The organism is Hominimerdicola aceti (genome assembly GCF_025567495.1).
GTDB classification, from domain to species: domain Bacteria; phylum Bacillota; class Clostridia; order Oscillospirales; family Ruminococcaceae; genus Hominimerdicola; species Hominimerdicola aceti.
Genome location: NZ_JAOQJZ010000001.1, coordinates 263,125 through 277,312 on the forward strand (window position 1 = coordinate 263,125; position 14,188 = coordinate 277,312).

A 14,188-nucleotide genomic window follows, 5' to 3' on the forward strand; every position below is an offset into this window, starting at 1 on the left:
ACTTTACTTTTTCTATGTTATTATATAAAATCTATTGTGCAAAATATATAAAACTATCTGTTGAAATATGTGCGAATACGAGAATAACTACTAAAACTATTGCAAAATTGTTCAAAAAAGATTAAAATGTAAGTATGAAACACCGAAATTATTCAGCGGTTTTCACAAAAAGACAAGGGAGGCTGAATTATGATAGATATTATTCCAAAGGATTATGAACTGCCGCTCTATCTTTTCCACAATGGCACAAACTGCGAAACATATAAGTTTCTTGGCTGCCATAAGGGAGAGAAAGACGGCATAGAAGGATATTATTTCAGAGTCTGGGCAGCACACGCTGAGGGCATTTCTGTTGTGGGAGATTTCAATGACTGGGACGAAAATGCCACTCCAATGGAGAAGATAGACGACTCAGAGGTGTGGGAGGCTTTTGTTACAGGGCTTAAGACTTATGATGCATATAAATACTGTATCCACGGCTGTGACGGCAAGACCCATTATAAGGCTGATCCGTACGGCACACACATGGAGGTCGCTCCGAACACCGGCTCAAAGGTTTTCGATATAGACGATTATCTTTGGAGCGATAAAAAGTGGATGGCCGAGAAGAAGTCTAAGGATATCTACAATTGTCCTATGAATATCTATGAGGTACATCTCAATTCATGGAAGGCTTGTCCTGACGGAAAATATTTCTCATATGTTAGATTTGCAGATACTATAATCCCTTATATAAAGGAAATGGGCTATACTCATATCGAGCTTATGCCGCTGGCGGAATATCCTTTTGACGGCTCTTGGGGCTATCAGGGTATCGGCTATTTTGCGCCGACTTCACGTTTCGGAACGCCTTATGACTTCATGAAAATGATAGACCTTTTCCATTTGGCAGGAATAGGCGTTATCCTTGATTGGGTGCCTGCGCATTTTCCTAGAGATGAGGCAGGACTGTTCGAGTTTGACGGTGGTCCGTCATATGAATACTCTGACCCGAAAAAGGCAGATCACCTCACTTGGGGAACGAGAGTTTTCGATTATTCAAAGGGCGAGGTAAAGTCGTTCCTTATCTCGAACGCTCTTTACTGGATAGAAAAATATCACGTTGACGGTCTGAGAGTTGACGCTGTTGCGTCTATGCTTTATCTTGACTATGACAGACGTGACGGAGAGTGGACGCCTAACAAGTTCGGTGGCAAGGAAAATCTTGAAGCTGTTCAGTTCTTCAAGGATCTCAATACCGCTGTGTTCGGAAGAAACCCTAATACCCTTATGATAGCTGAAGAGTCAACTTCATGGCCTATGGTAACAAAGCCTGCGAGCGACGGCGGTCTTGGCTTCAACTTCAAGTGGAACATGGGCTGGATGAACGATATGCTCAAATATATGGCTCTTGACCCTATTGACAGAGCTTTTCATCATGATATGCTCACGTTCTCATTCTTCTATGCTTTCTCTGAAAACTTTATTTTGCCTATCTCTCATGACGAGGTGGTGCATGGTAAGGCTTCATTGGTAAATAAAATGTATGGTGGAGATATCGACAATAAGTTCAAGCAGTGCAAGCTGTTCATGGCTTATATGATGGCTCACCCAGGTAAGAAGCTTCTGTTCATGGGTGCTGATTTTGCTCAGTTCAGAGAGTGGGATTACGAGAATGGTCTGGAATGGTTCATGGTGGACGAATATGAGAACCACCGCAATTATCTGAACTACTCCAAGAACCTCAATCATTTCTATCTTGACCACCCTCAGTTCTGGGAAAGAGATTTCTCTTGGGAGGGCTTTAGCTGGATATCAAATGACGATTTCAAGCAGAGTATCATCATCTTCAGACGTTTTGACAAAAACGGCGGAGAGGTCATCGTGGTTTGCAACTTCGTTCCTGTGGAAAGAAAGTCATACTGCTTTGGCGTTCCTTACTGGGGCAGCTATACAGAGGTGTTCAACTCGTCTTCTGTTGACGGATCCCCTTGCACGAACGGTACTGTCAAGGCGGTAGATGTTAAGATGCACGGCTTTGACCAGTCAGTCTGCATCGACATTCCTGCGTTCTCTTGTATGTATTTCACGGTGAAGAAAGAGGAAAGACCTGTGCCTGAGAAAAAGGCAGAGAATAAGAAAAAGACAAAGACGGCGGCTAAGAAAACTGCTGTCAAAAAAGCCGCTAAGGCGAAAACAACTAAGAAGTCCACAGCTAAAAAGGCTGAGTAATATAGACTTAATAAAAATTGGTGGGTGAATTAATTATGTTCAACAAAAAAGAATGTGTTGCAATGCTGCTGGCAGGCGGTCAGGGAAGCAGATTGTATGCCCTGACACAGAGCGTTGCAAAACCGGCAGTACCTTTCGGTGCTAAGTATCGTATCATTGATTTCCCTCTCTCGAACTGTATCAATTCAGGTATCGACACAGTGGGCGTGCTGACACAGTATCAGCCATTGGTACTCAATGAGTACATTGGAAACGGTCAGCCTTGGGATCTTGACAGAATACACGGAGGCGTTCATGTGCTTCCTCCTTATCAGACAGCTTCAGGCGCTGACTGGTATTCGGGTACTGCAAACGCTATTTATCAGAATATCGCTTTTGTAGACAGATATGACCCTGAGTATGTTGTTGTTCTTTCAGGCGACCATATCTATAAAATGGATTACAACAAGATGCTTGAATATCACAAAGCTAAGAACGCTGACGCTACTATCGCTGTTCTGGACGTTCCAAAGGAAGAGGCGTCACGTTTCGGTATCATGATAACCGACGAGGACGACAACATCATAGACTTCGAGGAGAAGCCAAAGAACCCTCGTTCAACTCTTGCTTCAATGGGTATCTACATATTCACTTGGAAGAAGCTGAAAGCTTATCTTATCGCTAATGAGAACGACAAGGAAGCTTCAAAGGACTTCGGCAAGAACATTATTCCTGACATGAGAGAAGCAGGCGAGAAGCTTGTGGCTTATCGTTTTGACGGCTACTGGAAGGACGTTGGAACTATCGACTCTCTTTGGGAAGCTAATATGGACCTTATCAATCCTAACATTCCTATCGATCTTTATGACACAAGCTGGAAGATATACTCAAGAAACCCTGTTATGCCACCTCAGAGCATAGGCAAGAACGCTCAGGTACAGAACTCTATGGTAACAGAGGGCTGCGTTATCGACGGCTCTGTCGAGTTCTCAATGATCTCTGACGGCGTTACTGTTGAGGAAGGCGCTGAGATACTGGATTCTATCCTTATGCCTGGCGCAGTTGTCAAGAAGGGTGCAAAGGTCGAGTATGCTATCGTTGGCGAGAACACTGTTATCGGTGAGAACGCTCAGATCGGTGCAAGACCTGAAACTATCGAGGACAAGGACTCATGGGGCGTTGCTGTAGTGGGCAATAATCTGACCGTTTCTGACGGCAGTGTTGTTGCACCAAAGGCAATAATTTACGAGAATATCTAAGAAAGGACCGAGTAAATATGGATGTAAATATGGGTAACGTACTGGGTCTTGTTTTCGCTAATATGCACGACACGACTCTTGGCGACATGACAAAGAACAGAACTATGGGTTCTGTAATGTTCGGCGGAAGATACCGCCTTATCGACTTCCCACTGTCTAACATGGTAAACAGCGGCATAAGCGAGGTCGGAGTTATAACAAAATCTAACTATCAGTCACTTCTGGATCACCTCGGCTCTGCAAGAGAGTGGGATCTGGCAAGAAAAAAGGGTGGACTTTACATTCTGCCTCCATTCGGCAACGTTGAAAGCACTCTTTACAGAGGCAGGATCGAGGCTCTTTATGGTGCGATGAGCTTTATCAAGCATTCAAGAGCTAAATATGTTATCCTTTCAGACTGCGACGTTGTCACAAACATTGACTACAAGCCTATCGTTGCGGCTCATATAGAGAGCGGTGCTGATATTACTGCTGTTGCACACACTGGCGTTTACAGCTCTGATGATATAAAGACTTCAACTGTATTCAACGTTGACGCTGACAAGAACGTAACCTCTGTTCTTATTAATCCTGACATCAGCGGCACTTGCACGACTAGCCTTAATGTGTTCGTTATGTCAATGGATTTCCTTATTGAAACTGTTAATGACGCAATGGCTAGAGGAAATGTAAGCTTTGAGAGAAATATTCTTCAGGAGAAGTGCAGAGAGCTTAAGATAAAGATCTACGAGTACGATAACTATTTCAGCAAGCTCAACAGCCCTGAAAGCTACTTTAAGTCAAACATGGCTCTGCTTGAACCTGAGAATGCACGCAAGCTGTTCGTTCCAAAGCGTTCTATCTACACAAAGGTAAGCGACAATGCTCCTGTTAAGTACGATCTGGACAGCAAGGTATCAAATTCTCTTATTGCTGACGGCTGTATCATAGAGGGCGAGGTAGAGAACTCTGTACTGTTCAGAGGCGTTAAGGTAGGCAAGGGTGCAAAGGTCAAGAACTGTATCCTTATGCAGGGCACTGTTGTTGGTGACAATGCTGAGCTTAATTATCTTATCACAGACAAGAACGTTTCTATCTGTGAAAACCATATCCTTACAAGCTCGCCACAGTATCCTATGTATGTAGGAAAGGGAGCTTCTGTATAAAAAGGTCGCAATGACTTAGGAAAGAGGGTTCGGATATGAACATACTTTATACTGCAAGTGAGGCTTTGCCTTTTATTGCTTCAGGTGGATTGGCTGATGTTGCAGGCTCGCTGCCTGCGGCTATCAATGCCGAGGGTCACGATTGCAGAGTCGTGATACCTTATTACAGCTCTATCAGGCAGGAGCTTAAGGACAAGCTGACATATGTTACGAATTTCACTGTGCCGGTGGCATGGAGAAATCAATACTGCGGCGTTTTTACAGGCGTTGTGAACGGAGTGACTTATTATCTTTTGGATAATGAGTATTACTTCCAGAGAAACGGCTTGTATGGCTTTTATGATGATGCTGAGAGATTTATATTCTTCTCAAGGGCAGTTCTCGAGCTGCTGAGATACATCGACTTTAAGCCGAATGTTATAAACGCCAATGACTGGCAGACGGCACTTGTTCCTGTTTATTATGATATTTTCTACCGCTATCAGCAGGGTTATGAGGATATCAAGACGGTATTTACCATACACAATATTCAGTATCAGGGACAATATGGCTTAGAACTTATCAACGATATTATGGGCATTCCGCTTTATCATACGGATCTGCTTTCATATGACGGTGATGTGAACTTTATGAAGGCTGCTATTGAAACGGCTGACAAGGTGACGACAGTTTCGCCAAGCTATGCTTGGGAGATACTTGATCCATGGTATTCACATGGTCTTGACAGGGAGCTTGTTAACAAGCAATACAAGCTTTGTGGAATACTCAACGGAATAGATCAGAAGATCTATGATCCTGCAACTGATCCTGTTATTGCTAAGAATTATAGTTTGAATGACAAGACGGGCAAGGCTGTTTGCAAGCACGCTTTGCTCAGCGAGCTTGGCATGGCACATGGAAAAGAGCCTGTTATCGGTATCGTAACGAGATTTGTTTCACACAAGGGTCTTGACCTTATCAAGTATGTGTTTGAGGACATCATCAGGCTTGGCTGCAAGTTTGCTATTCTTGGTTCGGGAGAGAAGATATACGAGGACTTTTTCAGCGAAATGCATTATCGTTATCCTGACAGAGTGGGTCTGACCATTGGTTTTGTGCCTGAGCTGTCCAAGAAGATATACGCTGGTGCGGATATGTTCCTTATGCCGTCGCAGAGCGAGCCTTGCGGTTTGGCTCAGATGATCGCTCTGAGATATGGTACTATACCTATCGTAAGAGAGACAGGCGGTTTGAGAGACAGTATCCATGATGCAGGCGACAAGAATGGAAACGGCTTTACTTTCAAGTCTTACAACGCACATGATATGCTTGACGCTGTTGTTAGAGCCAGGGCATACTATGATGACAAGATGAAGTGGGGCAGGCTTGTGAACACTGCGCTCAAGCAGAATTTCAGTTGGACAAAGTCCGCCAAGGATTACATTGCACTTTACAACGACATTCACTAAACACCAATATCCGTTTATTTTGCCTGATAAACGGGAAAGACCGTCCCTTATCTTAGGGGCGGTCTTTTTGCATTTATATAAGTGTACGATCAATTGTACATTTATTTAGGAATTTGTCAACAAACTGAAAGCGGACAGGTGTGTGCCTGTCCGCTTTGGTTTAATGCTGTTTTGTTCGCATTGCTTTCGCTTTTTCTTTCATTTTCTGACCCAAATAAGAGCCTATTTCCAACATTGCGGTGTATTTGTCGATACACACGATAACGTAAGATTCAGCGTATTTAGGGAATTTCAGGGTCAGCGGCCACATATGCTTGACTATCATATCCTCCTCACGCTTGCCTATCTCAAAATGCTGTTTCGCATTGTTGAGTGCGACCTTTGGGTGGGTCATTCCGTGAGGCATTTCGCCTTTTTTCTTCTCACGATCCCGCCAATCATAAAGAAACAGATCGTGAAGCAGACCTGCTCTTGCTGCGGATCTTGAATTTAGTCCCAATTTTCTGCAAACGAGATAGTTATAGTAGGATACATTGATGCAATGCTGATAGCAAGTCGTACTATAGTGATGACGAAAATTTTTCATTTCGTTTACAACATCGCTGTCAAGCAGGTCCTTTACAAACTCAAAATACTCCTTTGCTTCCTCGGAATTTTCAATGGAATATCTTGAACCGAAAGCCTTTGACATTTGCATGACCTCTTTTCGATAACTTATATGCAGGCGGCAATTTTGCTGCCCTTTTTACGGTTGGTGACTAATGTTTACCCCATAAGTTACCCCATTCAAGTTTGTTTTACCAAACTTACATTAACATTATAAACTTTTTTGTTCAAAATGTCAATAGGGAATGTATAACAATTTTATTACAAAAATATCGGGCTGTCTGTGTTAGCATGGCAGTCCGATAAAAAATGGATATCAGTAATATTTTTCGTCATAGAATTTTGGAATAAAGTCTTTGGCGGCGGAGGTGCGGCTTTGGATAAAGCCCTCAAAACCATATTTGTTCACGGCGTCAATGACGGTGTTATACTCGAAAGTTGATGTCTTACGGCAAAGCTCTTTGTAGTCAAAGGCTTTATACACGGGGGTGAACTGGCTCATAAGACTTATCATTATCTCGTTTTTGGAAAAATTTTTGCCTAGCCACTCCATAAGCTTTATGGAGTCTTTACGGTGAGTGGGGAGGACAAGGTGGCGGACTATTGTGCCGCTCTGCATTATGCCCTTTTCGTCAAAGATTGGCTTGCCTGAAAGCTCCGCCATTTTATGTATTGAAGCAGCGGCGTTTTCAAAATAGTCTGCGGCTTTGGAATATTTATCCGAAAGTGTAGGATCAAAATATTTAAGGTCGGGTAGAAATATCTGCACATAGCCACGAAGAAGCTCCAGCGTTTGGGGCTTTTCATAACCACCGCTGTTATAGACCACAGGGATAGTGAGCTTATCTTTACAGAGGTCGAGTGCTTTGATTATTTGCGGAACGAAATGGGTGGGATTGACGAGGTTTATGTTGTTTGCGCCCATTGATTGAAGCCGCAGAAAAGTGTCTGCAAGTTCTTGTTCGGTAAGCTCAAAGCCTTTGCCCTCAGCGGATATCTCGTAGTTTTGGCAGAAACAGCATTTCAGACAACAGCCTGAGAAAAATACTGTGCCTGAGCCTTCTGTGCCACTGATACAAGGTTCCTCCCACATATGAAGCTCGGCTCGGGCTATCCTTACTTTGGCAGTTTCACCGCAGAAGCCTTTATGCTCGTATCGGTTCACTTTGCACTCTCTTGGGCAGAGGGTACAGCTTTTAAGGATATCGTTCATGCCGCTGTGTCAACTCCGCCTATTTTGGTGTAGGAGTCAGAGGATAGGTCGCCTGATGAGTCTGTGTTTTTGTCAAGGGGGATATTGAACTGGAATGAATCGGTTATCCAATCGTCATTCTGGAAGCAGGCTGTGAACGTGGTACGCTTTGTATCGGCAGGGACAAGAAACTTGATCGTATAGGTCATATCGTCTCCGTAGTCGCTTTCACCGGGGAAGAAGTTGTTTGAGAAAAACGAATTATCGTTTTCGTCATAGGCGGTGTTGTAGGCAAAGGTAAATTTTACCTGTCTGTTGTTATCGCTGATATTAACATCAAGGTCGAGGTCTATTTCCCATACTGTGTCACCGCTTATAATACCGCCTGAAAGGGAGTTCCTTTCCTCATCGGTCAGGTCGCTTACTTTGCGTTCGGTGAGGGTATAGCCTTGATACTGAACGCTGTAGGTACCGTCCTCAGCGTCTTGCGCTACATAGAGGTTGGAATGGTCGGTGTAGTCATCTTCGGCTTCACTATAGGTATCGTCATAATCGTAGTCATAGTTATAGTCGTCATATTTGCTTGAAATTATTTTTGATGAGACAAAGCCTATGATAGTTGGGAGGATAGCCATAAGGATTATTATGACCACAACGGCAGTGGCACAGCCTTTGCCTCCATTCTTTTTGTTAGAGTGGTTTATGTTCGTGGCGTTGAAGCTATAGGAGCTGTTGTTTGGGCGGTTATAGTTTGTACGCTGTTGGCTGTAGTTATTGAGGGCGGCAAGCTTTTCGGCTCTTGAATTTGAATAGCTTGGGGGAGGGGTCGGGTTTTTAGGTGGGGTATAGGTGCTTTGGAAATTCTCGTCCCTTGCTTCCTCTTTACGTTCCTCGGAAACGAAATCGTTCTTTTCTTCCTTGAAGGTGTCATTTTCAGACTGACCGAACCAGCCGTCCTGCTCGTTATCGGCACGGAGATCATGAGAGTGCAGGTCATCTGAAAGGCTGTTACAGCTTATATCCTCGTCACGGGCTGTAAAGCACTCAGGACAAATTATCTCATCATCGCTTTTAAAGCGGTATCCGCAAATTCTGCATTTATTTCTGCTCAATTATTTCACCTCATTAATATACAAATTCCCAGCCCTGTTTTACAGGCTGACAAACGCACTTATAGCTCCAGCCTGACAGCTTTTCTGCGGCTGTTTGTGCGGAAGCGATATCGGGGAAAACTCCAAAAACGGCTGAGCCGCTTCCTGTCATAAGGGCGGAGAGAGCTCCGCTGTTTTTAAGCTCCTGCACTGCATGAGTTATCTCCTCACGGTCGGCGGCATATTCCAGCACATTGAAAAGGTTTGAGCATATGCCGAAAAGCTTTCCGCCGCCGATATATCTCAGCAGGACGTCCATATTACAGCGTTTTGGGTTTGAAATGCTGTCATATTTTTTGAAAGCTTCGGGGGTGGAGATACCCACGTCGGGTTTTATTATGACGAAAGCGCAGTCGGGTGAGGGCAGGTTGCTCATTATTTCGCCAACGCCCTGACAGAGCCTTGTGCCGCCTGTAATACAGAAAGGCACGTCTGCACCCAGAGCCACACCTATGGAGCAGAGCTGTTCATCGGTGAGCCTTGTATCAAACATGAAGTCCAAAGCTCTAAGGGTAGCGGCGGCGTCTGCACTTCCACCGCCCATGCCGGCTTGTGAGGGGAGGTTTTTCTCCACATTCACTGTTATTTTACAGCCGAAGTCAATATGGGTGAAGTCGGCAAAGGCATGGTAGGCTTTTGTGATGATATTATCCTCGCCCTTTGGAAAGCTGTCAAGTTTGCAGGTAAGCTCTATGCCCTTGCCCTCAGAGAGTGTGAAGTCCAAAAGGTCGAAGCAGGACACTGACTGCATGACAGTATTTAGCATATGGTAGCCGTCATCACGTTTACCAACGATATCCAATGCAAGATTTATTTTTCCGTAGGCTTTTATTTTTAAATTACTGCACGTTACCATTTTTGATATCCTCTAAAAATTCTCCGATACGTTTGATAGCCTCTCTCAGGTGGTTAAGGGAATAGGCGTAGGAGACACGCACATAGCCCTCTCCGCACTCGCCGAAAGCATCTCCCGGCACGACGGCTACCTTTTTGGTGTACACAAGTTTTTCGCAGAAGTCGGTGCTTGTCATGCCTGTGCTTTTGATACAAGGGAAAACATAGAATGCGCCTTGTGGTGCAAAGCATTTAAGACCAAGCTTATTGAAAGAATCCACCACAAAGCGACGGCGGATATTATACTCGTTACGCATGGCATCTATATCCTTCTGACAACTGTGCATGGCAACGATAGCGGCATACTGGCTGACAGTAGGGGAGGACATGATAGCGTACTGGTGGAGCTTGAGCATTTGGGACACTATCTCTTTTGGTCCGCCAAGGAAGCCAAGCCGCCAGCCTGTCATTGCAAAGCTTTTGGAAAAGCCGTTTATGACGATAGTACGCTCACGCATACCCTCTATTTCTGCGATAGAGCAATGCTTGCCTGAATATGTAAGCTCGGAATATATCTCGTCTGAGGCTATCATGATATTGGTATCTTTAAGCACCTTTGCGACAGCTTCAAGATCTTCACGGCGCATTATCGCACCTGTTGGGTTATTAGGATAGGGCAGGACAAGGAGCTTGGTTTTGTCGGTTATTTTTTCACGAAGCTCGTCTGCTGTAAGTCGGAACTCGTTTTCTTCCTTTGTTTCTATGACCACCGGCACGCCGCCGCATAGGGAGACGATAGGACGATAACAGACAAAGGACGGTTCGACTATAAGGACTTCATCACCGGGTTGAATAAGGCATCTTATGGTAAGGTCGATAGCTTCAGAGCCGCCAACAGTGACGATTATTTCCTTATTAGGGTCATAGCTTGTGTGGATAGTACGCTGAAAATACTTGGCTATCTCTTCACGGAGAGCAATCAGACCTGCGTTTGCGGTATAGCAGGTCTTGCCTTTTTCCAAAGTTGAGATAGCTTCCTGACGTATTAGCCACGGAGTTTTGAAGTCAGGCTCGCCAACACCAAGGGAGATAACGCCCTCTAGCTGCTGTGCGATATCGAAAAATTTTCTGATACCTGAGGGCTTCATTTCCTTTATGGCAGGGCAAAGCACTTTATTATAATCTATCATGGGGAGATCAAACCTCTTTCGTCTTTATCATCTGTGCTTATCATGATGCCGTTGTCTTTATAGACCTTTAGCACGAAGTGAGTGGCTGTGGACTGGACAGCGTCGATAGTTGCAAGTCTTTGGGAAACAAACTGTGAGATGTCCCTGATGTTTGCACCGTTCACGGCAACGATTATATCATAAGCACCTGACATAAGGCGGACGGACTCCACCTGCTCATAGCTTGCGATCTGGTTTGCTATCTCGTCAAAGCCTGACTGTGACTGTGGGGTGACTTTAAGTTCTATAAGAGCGAAAACTGAATTAGGGTCATAGGCACTTTCGTCAACGATCGCGGAATAGCCCTTTATTACGCCGTCTGCTTCAAGCTTGGCGATATCCGCTGCAACCTGCTCTTCCGACTTATCGAGAAGAACGGCAAGCTCGCTGTTTGTGATACGGGCGTTGTTTTTCAGTAATTTTATAAGCTGATCCATAAATAAGCCTCCTTTAGATTTATAAATATACATTATATATTATAACATATTATCTGTATGAACGCAAGTATTGTGATGTAAGAAATGAGTAATTTATCTGTCAGAATAGACAAAGGGGATGGTGAGAAAGCTTGTGGCGTGGGGGTCGTGGTATAGCTGAGATGTTGTGGGGGTGGACGGGCGAACGTTGCTCGCCACTACAGATAAATTGCGGTCATGAGAAATTGTAGGGGCTGGAGTCCTCGACAGCCCTTTTATCTTGGGTATTTGTTTTATGAGCTGTACAGTTATTTGGACTGTGCAGCTTTTTATGTGTAAGGGGTGTGAAAATTGGGGCGGCGGTATTGAAATTATTATTTTGTTGTGATATAATTGTACTAACTAGAACTGTGTAAATTCAGGAAGGATCTTTATGAGTATAAACAGCAATGAGGGCAATGATTTTTGCAACAGATATAATGAGGTGCTGAAAAGCGATAAGAAAAAAATGATCGCTGCGGCTGCAGCTTGCACTATCGTTATGGGAGCAGGCTTTGGGGGATATTTATACTACGGCGCTTATTATGCTTCGGGCTGGCACACCCATGACGGCTCGACTTATTATATTGTCAAGGAGACGGGCGAAAAGGCGCTTGGCTATCAGATAATAGACAACACCTGCTATCTTTTTGACGACAAGGGCAACGCTATGGCTGACGGCTGGCATAAGTATCGTGGGGACACTTACTATGTCAAGGACGGCGTTGTTCAGCGTGGAAAAATGAAAATAAAGGGAGAGGAATACTATTTCTCTGAGGAGTCTGGCATTTTCAGGACGGGCCTTTGCGAGATAAACGGCGGTGAATACTATTTTGACGATCACGGCTTCCCTGACACGGGTTTTGACAGCGACGGCGGTTATTACTATGACGAGAGTGGCAAGCGTGTGACGGGCTGGGCAAAGATAAACAATGTTCAGTATTATTTTCTCAAGAGCGGTGAGATGGCCAAGGGCTTTGTTGAGATAGAGGGCAAGATATACTATTTTGATGATGACGACGGTCACATGGCCACAGGCTGGCAGGATATTGACGGAAAAAAGTATTATTTTTCTGAGAGCGGTGCGGTTCACAAGGGCTGGATGGAGCTTGAAAAGAAGTATTATTATTCTGATGAAGCTACAGGGGCTTGCGCTCAGGGCTTTGCGGAGATAGACGGTGAGAGCTATTATTTCAATGATAGCTGTGAAATGGTCAAGGGCTGGATAACAATTGACAAGAACAGATATCATTTTGCTGATGACGGTAAAATGACTAAGGGCTGGTATGAAGAACCGCCTGAGAAGTATTATTTCAAGGGCGACGGCTCGGCAGGCAAGGGCTTTACCAAGGTCAAGGACAAGTATTATTATTTTGATAAGAAAAATCGCCTCCTCTCCGGCTGGAACGAGATAGGCGGAAATGTTTATTACTTCGGCAGAGGCGGTGTTGTGGCTGACGGCTGGGAGGATATTGACGAAGATACTTACTATTTTGACAAAACGACCCATGTGGCGGCAACGGGTTGGACGAATACGGATCAGTACACTGATGATGAGAAAAAGAAAATAAAAGAGTTCAAATCCAATGTTTCAAAGCTTGTGAAGTTTGAGAAGGACGATTACAAAAAGGACGAGAAGCCTGACGAAAAAGAGACCCAAAAGCTTGAGGAGCTTGCGGACAAATTCGGCGAAAAGACATTCAATGCTTATGACAGAAAGGTTTATGAGAAGTTCGGCGGGGCGGTGTTCTATCAGTATTATTTCTACTCTGATCACACTCTTTGCACTGGATTTCATAAAATAAACGGCTATTACTTCTACTTTGATGAGGAAACCGGCAAGAAGGCTACGGGCTGGAAGACCATTGACGGAAAGAGATATTATTTTGGTCTGACAGGTGCGGCGGCTGTTGGCGAATTTGAGGAGGACGGGGACAAGAAATACACCTTCTCAAACGAGGGCGTACTTGCAGACGGGATCGTTAAGATAGACGCTGAATGGAAGTTCAAGAAAGAGGACGGCTCTTGGGCTAAGTCGGAGTTTGTTACTTCAAAGGGAAAAATTTACTACATTGGTGAGGACGAGGCTGCACTTACAGGTTGGCACACTATTGAAGACAAGCTGTATCATTTTGACAATGACGGCAAGCTTTCAAAGGGGCTGTTCAGTGATGATTCAGGGCTTTACTACATTGACAAGAACGGCGCTCAGAAAGACAAGTGGGTAACAGCCGGTGACAAGACCTATTATTTTGACGGCGATGGCAAGGCAGTTTCAGGCTGGAGAGAAATAGACGGAACGGGGTTTTATTTTGACAGCGATCATGTTTTGCAGAATGAATGGACGACTATTGCAGGAAAGAAATATTTCCTGCAGAATGGTGTTGCGTTGAGAGGTCCTGTATACATTGACGACAAGTATTACAACTTCGGTGAGGACGGATATCTAAAGTCCGGCTGGGTAAGCTGGCGTGGGCAGAAGTTCTACAACAACAAGAACGGCACTGTTGTGACAGGTTGGAAGAAGATAGGCGGAAAGCGATATTATTTCAATGATTATGGCATGATGCTCATAAACACTACTGTTGACGGATATAACATTAACAATGACGGAGTTGCGCATAAGGCAAAATAGCAATAAAAAGGACTGCTGTGGTTTAAGACAGCAGTCCTTTTGGT

Annotated in this window: 11 protein-coding genes; 5 read left to right on the forward strand and 6 right to left on the reverse strand. The window is 44.4% G+C overall.

Going from position 1 to position 14,188, the window contains the following annotated elements:
* Positions 1-189 precede the first annotated feature (189 nt).
* Genes glgB through OCV57_RS01420 form a run of 4 tightly spaced genes read left to right on the forward strand, consistent with a single transcriptional unit; the run spans position 190 to position 6,042 of the window.
* Positions 190-2,211: a 1,4-alpha-glucan branching protein GlgB gene (gene glgB, locus OCV57_RS01405; RefSeq protein WP_267300264.1), complete on the forward strand. Its 2,022-nt coding sequence runs from the start codon at positions 190-192 to the stop codon at positions 2,209-2,211.
* 35 nt (positions 2,212-2,246) lie between these two features.
* On the forward strand, positions 2,247-3,449 hold the full coding sequence (locus OCV57_RS01410) for a glucose-1-phosphate adenylyltransferase (RefSeq protein WP_022287953.1): 1,203 nt from the start codon (positions 2,247-2,249) through the stop codon (positions 3,447-3,449).
* Between the two features lie 17 nt (positions 3,450-3,466).
* Entirely contained in the window at positions 3,467-4,594 is a 1,128-nt protein-coding gene (gene glgD, locus OCV57_RS01415; protein WP_022287952.1) for a glucose-1-phosphate adenylyltransferase subunit GlgD, read from the forward strand.
* A 35-nt stretch (positions 4,595-4,629) separates the two neighbouring features.
* The gene (locus tag OCV57_RS01420; protein ID WP_022287951.1) at positions 4,630-6,042 is read left to right on the forward strand and encodes a glycogen synthase; all 1,413 of its coding nucleotides are present in this window, start codon (positions 4,630-4,632) and stop codon (positions 6,040-6,042) included.
* Positions 6,043-6,202: 160 nt separating this feature from the next.
* Here the strand turns inward: OCV57_RS01420 and OCV57_RS01425 are convergent, their stop codons facing one another.
* The 6 genes from OCV57_RS01425 to OCV57_RS01450 form a co-directional block, all read right to left on the reverse strand.
* Positions 6,203-6,733, reverse strand: coding sequence for an HDIG domain-containing metalloprotein (locus OCV57_RS01425; protein WP_022287950.1), 531 nt, complete (start codon positions 6,731-6,733; stop codon positions 6,203-6,205).
* A 231-nt stretch (positions 6,734-6,964) separates the two neighbouring features.
* Positions 6,965-7,861 carry a radical SAM protein gene (locus OCV57_RS01430; protein ID WP_267300265.1) on the reverse strand — a complete coding sequence of 299 codons (897 nt, stop codon included), beginning with the start codon at positions 7,859-7,861 and terminating at the stop codon, positions 6,965-6,967.
* Entirely contained in the window at positions 7,858-8,952 is a 1,095-nt protein-coding gene (locus tag OCV57_RS01435; RefSeq protein WP_267300266.1) for a hypothetical protein, read from the reverse strand. Before OCV57_RS01435 ends, OCV57_RS01430 begins: the two co-directional genes overlap by 4 nt.
* A gap of 13 nt (positions 8,953-8,965) precedes the next feature.
* A complete protein-coding gene (gene ispE, locus OCV57_RS01440; RefSeq protein ID WP_267300267.1) occupies positions 8,966-9,847 on the reverse strand; it encodes a 4-(cytidine 5'-diphospho)-2-C-methyl-D-erythritol kinase in 882 nt (293 codons plus the stop codon).
* Positions 9,831-11,015 (reverse strand): aminotransferase class I/II-fold pyridoxal phosphate-dependent enzyme, encoded by a 1,185-nt coding sequence (locus OCV57_RS01445; RefSeq protein ID WP_181983437.1) that lies wholly within the window; start codon positions 11,013-11,015, stop codon positions 9,831-9,833. Before OCV57_RS01445 ends, ispE begins: the two co-directional genes overlap by 17 nt.
* Positions 11,012-11,491, reverse strand: a complete 480-nt coding sequence (locus OCV57_RS01450) for an Lrp/AsnC family transcriptional regulator (protein ID WP_117876450.1) — start codon at positions 11,489-11,491, stop codon at positions 11,012-11,014. The genes OCV57_RS01445 and OCV57_RS01450 overlap by 4 nt, the downstream gene beginning before the upstream one ends.
* Positions 11,492-11,903: 412 nt before the next feature.
* Between OCV57_RS01450 and OCV57_RS01455 the strand changes: the two genes are divergently transcribed.
* Positions 11,904-14,144, forward strand: coding sequence for a cell wall-binding protein (locus OCV57_RS01455; protein WP_267300268.1), 2,241 nt, complete (start codon positions 11,904-11,906; stop codon positions 14,142-14,144).
* The last annotated feature ends 44 nt before the right edge of the window (positions 14,145-14,188 follow it).

Bases quoted from the DNA above. Each gene is read 5' to 3' on its own strand.
- OCV57_RS01410 (WP_022287953.1), top strand. From the start codon at position 2,247: ATGTTCAACAAAAAAGAATGTGTTGCAATGCTGCTGGCAGGCGGTCAG.
- OCV57_RS01425 (WP_022287950.1), bottom strand. From the start codon at position 6,733: ATGTCAAAGGCTTTCGGTTCAAGATATTCCATTGAAAATTCCGAGGAA.
- OCV57_RS01450 (WP_117876450.1), bottom strand. From the start codon at position 11,491: ATGGATCAGCTTATAAAATTACTGAAAAACAACGCCCGTATCACAAAC.
- glgB (WP_267300264.1), top strand. From the start codon at position 190: ATGATAGATATTATTCCAAAGGATTATGAACTGCCGCTCTATCTTTTC.
- OCV57_RS01445 (WP_181983437.1), bottom strand. From the start codon at position 11,015: ATGATAGATTATAATAAAGTGCTTTGCCCTGCCATAAAGGAAATGAAG.
- ispE (WP_267300267.1), bottom strand. From the start codon at position 9,847: ATGGTAACGTGCAGTAATTTAAAAATAAAAGCCTACGGAAAAATAAAT.
- OCV57_RS01420 (WP_022287951.1), top strand. From the start codon at position 4,630: ATGAACATACTTTATACTGCAAGTGAGGCTTTGCCTTTTATTGCTTCA.
- OCV57_RS01455 (WP_267300268.1), top strand. From the start codon at position 11,904: ATGAGTATAAACAGCAATGAGGGCAATGATTTTTGCAACAGATATAAT.
- OCV57_RS01430 (WP_267300265.1), bottom strand. From the start codon at position 7,861: ATGAACGATATCCTTAAAAGCTGTACCCTCTGCCCAAGAGAGTGCAAA.
- glgD (WP_022287952.1), top strand. From the start codon at position 3,467: ATGGATGTAAATATGGGTAACGTACTGGGTCTTGTTTTCGCTAATATG.